This is a genomic window from Aquirufa sp. 5-AUSEE-100C1 (assembly GCF_054558655.1).
This window is the reverse complement of sequence record NZ_JBPXKO010000003.1, coordinates 1-2,500: the sequence shown is the minus strand read 5'-3', so window position 1 is coordinate 2,500 and position 2,500 is coordinate 1. Positions and strand designations below refer to the sequence as shown.

2 rRNA genes (1 of these 2 cut by a window edge) are annotated in these 2,500 nt (G+C 48.8%); both read left to right on the top strand.

Annotation, left to right across the window (positions count from 1 at the left end):
- Positions 1 to 2,210 (top strand): 23S ribosomal RNA (locus ACMH5P_RS06990) (it extends 622 nt beyond the left edge of the window).
- Positions 2,211 to 2,277: 67 nt separating this feature from the next.
- Positions 2,278 to 2,389, top strand: a 5S ribosomal RNA gene (rrf, locus tag ACMH5P_RS06985).
- Positions 2,390 to 2,500: the final 111 nt, after the last annotated feature.

Here is a 2,500-nt window from a genome sequence, read left to right as displayed (position 1 = left end):
CACTGGCGAGGTTAATCATATAGATGTGAGCAGCCGGAGCGAAAGCGAGTCTGAATAGGGCGCTTAGTCAGTGGGAGTAGACGCGAAACTTTGTGATCTACCCATGAGCAGGTTGAAGCTCCGATAACACGGAGTGGAGGACCGAACCAGTTTACGTTGAAAAGTATTTGGATGACTTGTGGGTAGGGGTGAAAGGCCAATCAAACTGAGAAATAGCTCGTACTCCCCGAAATGTTTTTAGGAACAGCCTCGGGGTTAAGTTTTAAGCAGGTAAAGCTACCAATAGGACTAGGGGGAGTCAAATCCTACCAAATCCTGATGAACTCTGAATGGCTTAAAATATACCCGGGAGTGAGGGCTGGGGTGCTAAGGTCCCAGTCCGAGAGGGAAAGAACCCAGACCAACAGCTAAGGTCCCAAAATCTTTACTAAGTTGAACTAAGGAAGTCTGATTGCAGTGACAGCCAGGATGTTAGCTTGGAAGCAGCTATTCATTTAAAGAGTGCGTAACAGCTCACTGGTCGAGCGAGGCGGGCATCGATAATAAACGGGCATCAAGTAAAGTACCGAAGCTTTGGATTATATTTATATACTGGTAGGGGAGCATTCTGATCTGCGGTGAAGGTTGAGCGACGAGCTTGGCTGGAGCGTTCAGAAAAGCAAATGTAGGCATGAGTAACGATAATGAGGGCGAGAAACCCTCACGCCGAAAGACTAAGGTTTCCTCAGCTATGCTAATCAACTGAGGGTTAGTCGGGGGCTAAGGGTCTAGCGAAAGCGACAACCTAATGCACAGCAGGTTAATATTCCTGCACTTACTTATTGGGCAATTAGATGACGGAGATTACAGGTTACCAGATACTGACGGAATAGTGTCTTTGAGAGGCGGCAGCAATGCCAAAACGAGTGTAGTGAGTAAACTTCCAAGAAAAGTCTAGGCGTGTATAACTGATAAGTAACCCGTACCGTAAACCGACACAGGTGGTCGAGAAGAATATTCTAAGGCGCTCGAGTGAATCACGGCTAAGGAACTCGGCAAATTAACCCTGTAACTTCGGGATAAAGGGAGCCTCGAGCAATCGAGGCCGCAGAGAAATGGCCCAGGCGACTGTTTAACAAAAACACATGGCTTTGCTAAATCGAAAGATGACGTATAAGGCCTGACACCTGCCCGGTGCTGGAAGGTTAAGGGGGGATGTTAGCTGCAAGGCGAAGCATTGAACTGAAGCCCCAGTAAACGGCGGCCGTAACTATAACGGTCCTAAGGTAGCGAAATTCCTTGTCGGGTAAGTTCCGACCTGCACGAATGGTGTAACGATCTGGGCACTGTCTCAGCCGTGAGCTCGGTGAAATTGTAGTAACGGTGAAGATGCCGTTTACCCGCAACGGGACGGAAAGACCCCATGAACCTTTACTATAGCTTAGCATTGAGTTTTGGTACTGGATGTGTAGGATAGGTGGGAGGCTGTGAGCCGGTGTCGCTAGGCATCGGGGAGCCAACGTTGAAATACCACCCTTCTTGTACTGGAATTCTAATCCCCAAAGGGGAGACATTGCTTGGTGGGTAGTTTGACTGGGGTGGTCGCCTCCAAAAGAGTAACGGAGGCTTTCAAAGGTTCCCTCAGCACGCTTGGTAACCGTGCGTAGAGTGCAATAGCAAAAGGGAGCTTGACTGTGAGACCGACAAGTCGATCAGGTACGAAAGTAGGATATAGTGATCCGGTGGTTTAGTATGGAACAGCCATCGCTCAAAGGATAAAAGGTACTCTGGGGATAACAGGCTGATCTCCCCCAAGAGCTCACATCGACGGGGAGGTTTGGCACCTCGATGTCGGCTCGTCACATCCTGGGGCTGGAGAAGGTCCCAAGGGTTCGGCTGTTCGCCGATTAAAGTGGCACGCGAGCTGGGTTCAGAACGTCGTGAGACAGTTCGGTCCCTATCTGTTGTGGGCGTAGGAATATTGACAGGTTCTGACTTTAGTACGAGAGGACCGAGTTGGACTGACCGCTGGTATATCAGTTGTTCTGCCAAGGGCATAGCTGAGTAGCCACGTCGGGACCAGATAAGCGCTGAAAGCATCTAAGTGCGAAACTGACCTGAAGATGAGTATTCCATGAAGGGTCCGTGTAGACGACACGGTCGATAGGCTACAGATGTAAAGACAGTAATGTCAAAGTCGAGTAGTACTAATTACCCGAAAGCTTACATTTTATTAATTTACACCCTGCTGTTTATTTTATCTCACAATATGGAAAAAGGCTATGACCTTGTAAAAAGTATGGAGCCGATAGGACGGGTGTTCACCTCTTCCCATCTCGAACAGAGAAGTTAAGCCCCGCACCGCTGATGATACTGGGATCAAACCCGGGAAAGTAAGTAAGCTCCAAGTTATTCAAACAGACCTGCACCAAAAGTGTGGGTCTTTTTTTTGCCTAATAGTCGCTAGTCGTCAGTGTTCAGTGGGCAGTAGTCAGTGGGCAGTAGTCAGTGGGCAGTAGTC